At 70.9% G+C, this 6419-nt stretch carries 8 protein-coding genes and 1 pseudogene; 4 read left to right on the plus strand and 5 right to left on the minus strand.

The window, feature by feature from the left end; all coding sequences use genetic code 11:
- Nucleotides 1-971, minus strand: a pseudogene (gene icmA, locus BZL64_RS24765) (coenzyme B12-dependent isobutyryl-CoA mutase large subunit); the annotation flags it as partial.
- Between the two features lie 95 nt (nucleotides 972-1066).
- Here icmA and BZL64_RS24770 point away from each other — a divergent pair.
- The gene (locus BZL64_RS24770) at nucleotides 1067-1408 is read left to right on the plus strand and encodes a DUF3817 domain-containing protein (RefSeq protein WP_086771405.1); all 342 of its coding nucleotides are present in this window, start codon (nucleotides 1067-1069) and stop codon (nucleotides 1406-1408) included.
- 37 nt (nucleotides 1409-1445) lie between these two features.
- Here the strand turns inward: BZL64_RS24770 and BZL64_RS24775 are convergent, their stop codons facing one another.
- From BZL64_RS24775 to BZL64_RS24785, 3 genes are all read right to left on the minus strand, one after another.
- Nucleotides 1446-1925: a hypothetical protein gene (locus BZL64_RS24775; RefSeq protein ID WP_086771406.1), complete on the minus strand. Its 480-nt coding sequence runs from the start codon at nucleotides 1923-1925 to the stop codon at nucleotides 1446-1448.
- A gap of 174 nt (nucleotides 1926-2099) precedes the next feature.
- A complete protein-coding gene (locus BZL64_RS24780; RefSeq protein WP_086771407.1) occupies nucleotides 2100-2609 on the minus strand; it encodes a MarR family winged helix-turn-helix transcriptional regulator in 510 nt (169 codons plus the stop codon).
- Between the two features lie 91 nt (nucleotides 2610-2700).
- Nucleotides 2701-3696, minus strand: coding sequence for a matrixin family metalloprotease (locus BZL64_RS24785; RefSeq protein WP_244205479.1), 996 nt, complete (start codon nucleotides 3694-3696; stop codon nucleotides 2701-2703).
- A 341-nt stretch (nucleotides 3697-4037) separates the two neighbouring features.
- Between BZL64_RS24785 and BZL64_RS24790 the strand changes: the two genes are divergently transcribed.
- Genes BZL64_RS24790 through BZL64_RS24800 form a run of 3 tightly spaced genes read left to right on the plus strand, consistent with a single transcriptional unit; the run spans nucleotide 4038 to nucleotide 6117 of the window.
- Nucleotides 4038-4790 (plus strand): hypothetical protein, encoded by a 753-nt coding sequence (locus BZL64_RS24790; protein WP_086771408.1) that lies wholly within the window; start codon nucleotides 4038-4040, stop codon nucleotides 4788-4790.
- Entirely contained in the window at nucleotides 4787-5467 is a 681-nt protein-coding gene (locus BZL64_RS24795) for a DUF4166 domain-containing protein (protein WP_086771409.1), read from the plus strand. The genes BZL64_RS24790 and BZL64_RS24795 overlap by 4 nt, the downstream gene beginning before the upstream one ends.
- Nucleotides 5464-6117 (plus strand): TetR/AcrR family transcriptional regulator, encoded by a 654-nt coding sequence (locus BZL64_RS24800; protein ID WP_086771410.1) that lies wholly within the window; start codon nucleotides 5464-5466, stop codon nucleotides 6115-6117. The genes BZL64_RS24795 and BZL64_RS24800 overlap by 4 nt, the downstream gene beginning before the upstream one ends.
- Nucleotides 6118-6157: 40 nt before the next feature.
- Here the strand turns inward: BZL64_RS24800 and BZL64_RS24805 are convergent.
- The coding region (locus BZL64_RS24805; protein ID WP_086771411.1) for a thiamine-binding protein at nucleotides 6158-6419 on the minus strand (262 nt) is incomplete at its 5' end.

Here is a 6419-nt window from a genome sequence, read left to right on the forward strand (position 1 = left end):
GCGGTCTGCGTGTGGAACCGCAGCCACTGCGCCTTCTCGGACTTGGCCCCGTAGACGTCCCGCATCCACCGGGCCCAGATCCGGCGTGCGGCACGGAACTTGGCGATCTCCTCGAAGAAGTCGAGGTGCGCGTCGAAGAAGAAGGACAGGCCGGGGGCGAAGACGTCGACGTCGAGCCCGCGCGACAGCCCCAGCTCCACGTATCCGAAGCCGTCGGCCAGCGTGTACGCCAGCTCCTGCGCGGCCGTCGATCCGGCCTCGCGGATGTGGTAGCCGGAGACGGACAGCGGCTTGTAGTCGGGGATGCCGGCGGCGCAGTACTCCATGAGGTCGCCGATGAGGCGCAGATGGGGCTCGGGCTGGAACAGCCACTCCTTCTGCGCGATGTACTCCTTGAAGATGTCGGTCTGGAGGGTGCCGTTGAGGACGGCCGGGTCGATGCCCTGCCGTTCGGCGGCGACGAGGTACATGCAGAAGACCGGTACGGCCGGCCCGCTGATGGTCATCGAGGTCGTCACGTCGCCGAGGGGGATGTCCTTGAAGAGGACCTCCATGTCGGCGGCCGAGTCGATGGCGACCCCGCAGTGCCCGACCTCGCCGAGGGAGCGGGGGTCGTCGGAGTCTCGGCCCATGAGGGTCGGCATGTCGAAGGCGACGGAGAGGCCCCCGCCGCCGTTGGCGAGGATCATCTTGTAGCGCTCGTTGGTCTGCTCGGCGTTCCCGAACCCGGCGAACTGCCGGATGGTCCAGGTACGCCCCCGGTAGCCGGTCGGGTACAGCCCCCGGGTGTAGGGGTACTCCCCCGGCCAGCCGATGCGCTCGAAGCCCTCGTACGTGTCACCGGGCCGTGGCCCGTACACCGGCTCCACGGGATCGCCGGAGAGCGTGGTGAAGTCTGCGTCGCGCTTGCGCGCGGCGTCGTAACGGGCCTGCCAGCGTCGGCGGCCTTCCTCGATGGCGTCAGCGTCCATACCCTCGAATTTACTAGGACGTCCTAGTAAATGATAGTGGTGCAGGTCAGGACGCACGCGCAGGACGCCTCGGACCACCCGTTACGCTCGACGCCATGAAGAAGAACGTCCTGACCCGGTACCGGGTGATGGCCTATGTCACCGCTGTCCTGCTGATCATGCTGACTGTGGGCGTGATCGGGAAGCGCCTGCTGAACCTGGACGGGTTCGACGCCTTCGTCACCGCGGTCGGTATCGCCCACGGCTGGCTGTACGTGCTCTACCTCCTCTTCGCCTTCGACCTCGGCAACAAGGCCAAAATGCCGGTCGGGCGACTCCTGTGGGTGCTCCTCGCCGGCACTGTGCCCACCGCCGCCTTCTTCGTGGAGCGCCGGGTGAGCCGGGAGGTGGCACCCCTGATCGAGAAGGACGCCACCCCCACACCCGCCGCGGTCTGACCCCCGAAGAGCCGGGAGCCGACCGCTGAGGCGGTTCTTACCTGGTGATGTAGTGGCACTGGACGGCGCGAAGCTTGCCGTTCACGAAGAACTTGGCGCATGCCTTGCCGTACGTGGGCAGCGTTTGCGGCTTGGCGCGCCGCAGCGGGTCCCCCTTGCACTCCGGGTGGGTGGACCCGCGAGAGGTCCGGTACGACTTGTTGTCGGTGTCGGCGTAGGAGAAGTCGATCCTCCAGTTGCAGAACCTGACGAACGTGGCCGCCAGCCCGGCGCAGTCGACCCCCGCGAACTCGCTCGTGAGGCGTTTGCCCGAGCCCTTGATCGTGTGGGTCAGGAAGCAGCCGACGGGCACTCGCACTCCCATCCCACGTACGTCGTAGTCGAAGGTGCCGATGGGGCTGGATCCTGTGGCACTGGCGTGCGCCGTGCCCGTCGCGCCCAGCGTCATCGCAGCGGCGAGAACCACCGCGCTCGCGGCGGTCAGGCCGCCACGCACCCATTTTCGAACAGTTAACAAGACAGGTTTCCTCGCTGCCGGCAAAGCCGGACTCTCGGCATCCGAACGATGATCGGCCGACAGGATGGCAGCAGAAATGCCCGGTCCGGCCGGTCTACGCGAGTCATCCGGCGGGCAACCACCGTAACGAGGCAGCCGCTGGTCCGTCCTTGACGGCCGGGCGCCCCGGTGCCCTCACTCCTCGTCGAAGTCCTGCGCCGCCACCCGCAGTGGGCGGAGCATCGCGAAGATTTCCGCGCACTCCTCCGCGTCGTACACGCCTAGGCCGAAGTCCATGGCCATCAGGTCGCGGGTGGCCGCCTCGACGACCTCGCGGCCCTTGTCGGTGATGGTGGCGAGGGTGCCGCGGCCGTCGTTGGGGTTGGGGCGTTTGGCGACCAGGCCGGACCTCACGAGGCGGTCGACGGTGTTCGTCACCGAGGTGGGGTGCACCTGGAGCCGTTCGCCGATCTTCGACATGGTCAGCTCGCCCTCCTTGGAGAAGGTGAGCAGCACGAGGGCCTCGTAGCGCGCGAAGGTCAGCCCGTACGGCTTGACCACCGCGTCGACCTCGGCGAGGAGGATCTGGTGGGCGCGCATGATCGAGGTGATCGCGGCCATGGACGGCACGTTTCCCCAGCGCCGCTTCCAGAGTTCGTCGGCGCGGGCGATGGGGTCGAAGGGAAGGCTGGGCGGCTTCGGCACGGCACCAGACCCTACCCGTCGGTCATATCGCGGTCAGCCCCGTCTCGTTCCTCGGTCCGCCAGGCCTTCCGGGACAGGGCGCACCGGCCCGTCAGTACAAGGCGCGCAGGCCGAGGACGTCGCCGCGGCCCAGGGTGCGGGCGGCGGTGGAGCAGGCGAAGGAGTTGGTGTACATGGTCTGGCTCTCGTGGCTCTCGCCGACGTGAGCGAGGCCGAAGACGTGTCCGGCCTCGTGGGTGGCGACGCTGCGGAGGTCGTAGGTGTTCGAGCAGGCCTCGCCGGGGTGGTCGGTGAAGGTGTAGTCGCGGGTGTTGAAGCGGACGTCGGCCTCGCGCAGCGAGTCGGGCCCGCCGGAGACGGCCCGGCTCCAGGAGCAGGTGGTGGCGACGACCCCGCGGCTGAGGTCGCCCGCGTCCCAGACGCTCACGCCGTCGCGGGCCATGCAGCGGGCGTCGCGGTCGATGTCGGCCTCGTTGCCGGTGCGGGACAGGAACCGTGCCTTCGCGGTGACCGTGTCGCCGAAGCCGCAGTCGTTGCGGCTGGCCGTGATGGTGCCGATGGCGTCCTCGAGGGCGCGGCGGGCGTCGTCGGGGGCGAGGTTCCCGGGCAGGGTGCCGTCGCCGAGGAACCACTCGTACGTGTCGTACTCCTTGTGGCCGGCGGTGGCGTAGGCGTCGTCGGCGCAGGCCGCCCGTGCCCGGCCGGGGGCGGCTGCGACCGACGCGCGGGCGTGGGCGTGGGCGGACGCGGCGTCGGCGTCCGTATCGGCGTCGGTCAGGTCGTCGTAGGAGACCGTGCCGTCGGCGGCGACGGCGAGAGTGAAGCCGTGCAGGGAGCCGTCCTCCGTGAGGGCGTCGACGCTCACCTTCATGCCGGGGCCGGGGACGGTGACGCCGGCTCCGGCGTGGGTGACGAGGCGGCCGACGGCCTCGCAGTCGAGCACGGAGGACCCGGCGGGCAGGTCGTCGACGGTCAGCGCGCCGGGCGCGAGCGTACAGGCGCCCCCTTCCGCGCGCGGGGGTGCCGCCCCGCCACCCAGCGCCGCCAGCGACACGACCGCCGCGACCGCCACGACGGCCTTCCCCACGGCCGCCGTCGTCGCCCTGCCCACTCCGCCCCGCACCGCTCCGTCCCGAACCACTCCGCCTCGAACCGGTACCGGCCCGCGCCGCGCTGCCACTTCGCCTCCGCCTGATGCCCTGATGCCTGATGCCCTGACGCCCTGACGCCCTGACGCCTGATGCCCTGACCCCTTGAATCCCCGTCCGCCGGACGGGGCTCGATCGAGTCCCGGGAGAGGTTAGCCATCGGGCGGCGCCCATAACCCCGTTCCGTGTCACCTTATTGAGCGACCGCTCAAACACGTGTACCTTCACTCCCGGAGTGTTGAGCGATCGCTCAAACAACAGTCCGATCCGGGGGATTCGCATGGGGCTCTACATCGAGGCACGCATCCGCGCCGATCCGGACGAGCTGTGGACCCGCACCCAGGACCCCGCGCAGCACCAGCGCTGGGACCTCCGCTTCACCGAGATCGCCCACCTCCCGCGCGCGGAGGGCGAGCCGCAGCGCTTCCGGTACGCCACGCGCGTGCTGCCCTTCCTGACAGTCGCCGGCACGGGCGTCTCGGCGGGGGAACGGGAACGGCCGGACGGCACCCGCGTCTCCGCCCTGCGCTTCGCCTCGCCGCACCCGCTCTCGCTGCTCGCGGAGGGCAGCGGCTACTGGCGTTACGTCCCCGACGGCGACGGCGTCCGCTTCCTCACCGGCTACGACTACCGGCCCCGCTGGGGCGTCTTCGGCGCGCTGGCCGACAGGACGGTGTTCCGCCCGCTGATGGGCTGGGCGACGGCCTGGTCCTTCGACCGGCTGCGGCTGTGGCTGGAGCGGGGCATCACACCCGAACGCGCGCTGCGCAACTGGCTCGCGGAGCTGGCCGTACGCGCCGTCGCCGTCACCATGGCCTGCGCGGGCCTGGGCTGGGAGTCGTTGCTGCGCCTCCTGGGGCCGTTCGCGGCGTCGGCGGCTTTCCTGCCCCCGCTGCTGATGAGCGTCGTGGTGTGCCTGGCGCTGTTCGTGTCCCCCCTCTCCCGCACCCCGGCCGCCCGCCGCTGCCTGCGCACTCCACCGGCACGCGCGCGTGCGCCACACCTCCTGCGCACCCTGGACGGCCCGCGATGACCTCGATCTTCCGTACGGCGATGGGCGCCGGCTTCGACCGTCTGCACCCGCAGCTGCGGCGCCGATTCTCGGTAGGACTGGAGCGGGGGGAGGCCTGCACCGGCCAAGGCGTGATGGACCGCGTCTGGCACGGCGCGGCGTTCGTGAAGCCGTTCCTGGCGCTGGGCGGGACCCGCAACATCCTGGTCCCGCGCGCGGGACGTGCGGTGCCGTTCGTCATCGAGAACGTGCCGTACACCGACTCGTTCGGCCGTGAGACGGTGACCTTCGTGCGTACTTTCGACCTGCCCGGCGGGCCCCGCCGGTTCGACGCCCAGATGGTGCTCGGTCCGAAGGGCGACCGCGTCCTCGACTACCTGGGCACCCATCAGCACCTCGCCACCGACCTGTACTTCCACGCCGAGGCGGACGGCTCCCTGCTGATCCGCTCGGGCACCCACCGGTTCCGGGAGGGCGTGGTCGACGCGCGCGTGCCGGAGCTGATCGGGGCGACGGCGGAGGTGCGGGAGTCGTACGACGACGCGGCGGGCCGGTTCCGGATCCGGGTCCGGGTGGTGAACCGGTACTTCGGCCCGCTGTTCGGGTACGAGGGGTCCTTCACCGCGACGTACTCGGACGTCCGCGCCCGCGGCGTGCGGCCGGGGCTGCGCCCGGTGCGCGAGGAGGCCCGTGCATGACCCCGGAGACCGCGAAGTCCCAGGAGACGAAGACGAAGCTGCTGGAGGGGGCGCTGCGCACACTCACCGAGCAGGGCATCGCGAAGACGTCGGCCCGTACGGTCGCGGCGGCTGCGGGTGTCAATCAGGCCCTGGTCTTCTACCACTTCGGCTCGGTGGACGAACTGCTCGCGGCGGCATGCCAATACGGCGCGGAGCGGTCCGTCTCCCGCTACCGGGACCGTTTCTCGGCGGTCGCCTCGCTGTCCGAACTGCTCACCGTCGGACGGGAGATCCACGAGCAGGAACGGGCCGGCGGACAGGTGATGCTGCTCGGCCAGCTCCTGGCCGGCGCCCAGACGCACGAGACGCTCGGCCCGGCCACGGCGGCGGGACTCGACCTGTGGATCGTGGAGATCGAGCGGGTGCTCGCCCGGGTGCTCGCGGACACCCCGCTCGGCGAGTTCGCGGACCCGGCCGGGCTGGCGCGCGCGGTCGCCGCCTCGTTCGTCGGCATCGAGCTGTACGAGGGGGTCGACGGGGCGGGCGCCGCCTCGGCGCTGGACGCACTGGAGCAGCTGGGGTCACTGGTGGGTGCGCTGGAGGAACTGGGGCCGGTCGCCCAGCGGGCGGTGCGGCAGTACCTGCGGCGGGCCTCCTCGAAGCGGTGAAAGACCGGCGAGAGACCGGTGAGAGACCCCGCCCGCCCGGCTACTCGCCCTGTGCCGGTGGCGCCAGATGCCGCTCGACGGTCTCCACCTTCGAGGTCAGGCCGTCCGTCACGCCGGGACGGATGTCGGCCTTGAGGACCAGGGAGACACGGGGTGCCCGCGCCTCTACGGCGGCGACGGCCCGCTTGACGACGTCCATGACCTCGTCCCAGTCACCCTCGACGGAGGTGAACATGGCGTCGGTGCGGTTCGGCAGGCCGGATTCGCGGACCACGCGGACCGCGTCGGCGACGTACTCCCCG

This window comes from Streptomyces bobili, from assembly GCF_002154575.1.
Taxonomy (GTDB): Bacteria; Actinomycetota; Actinomycetes; order Streptomycetales; family Streptomycetaceae; genus Streptomyces; species Streptomyces bobili.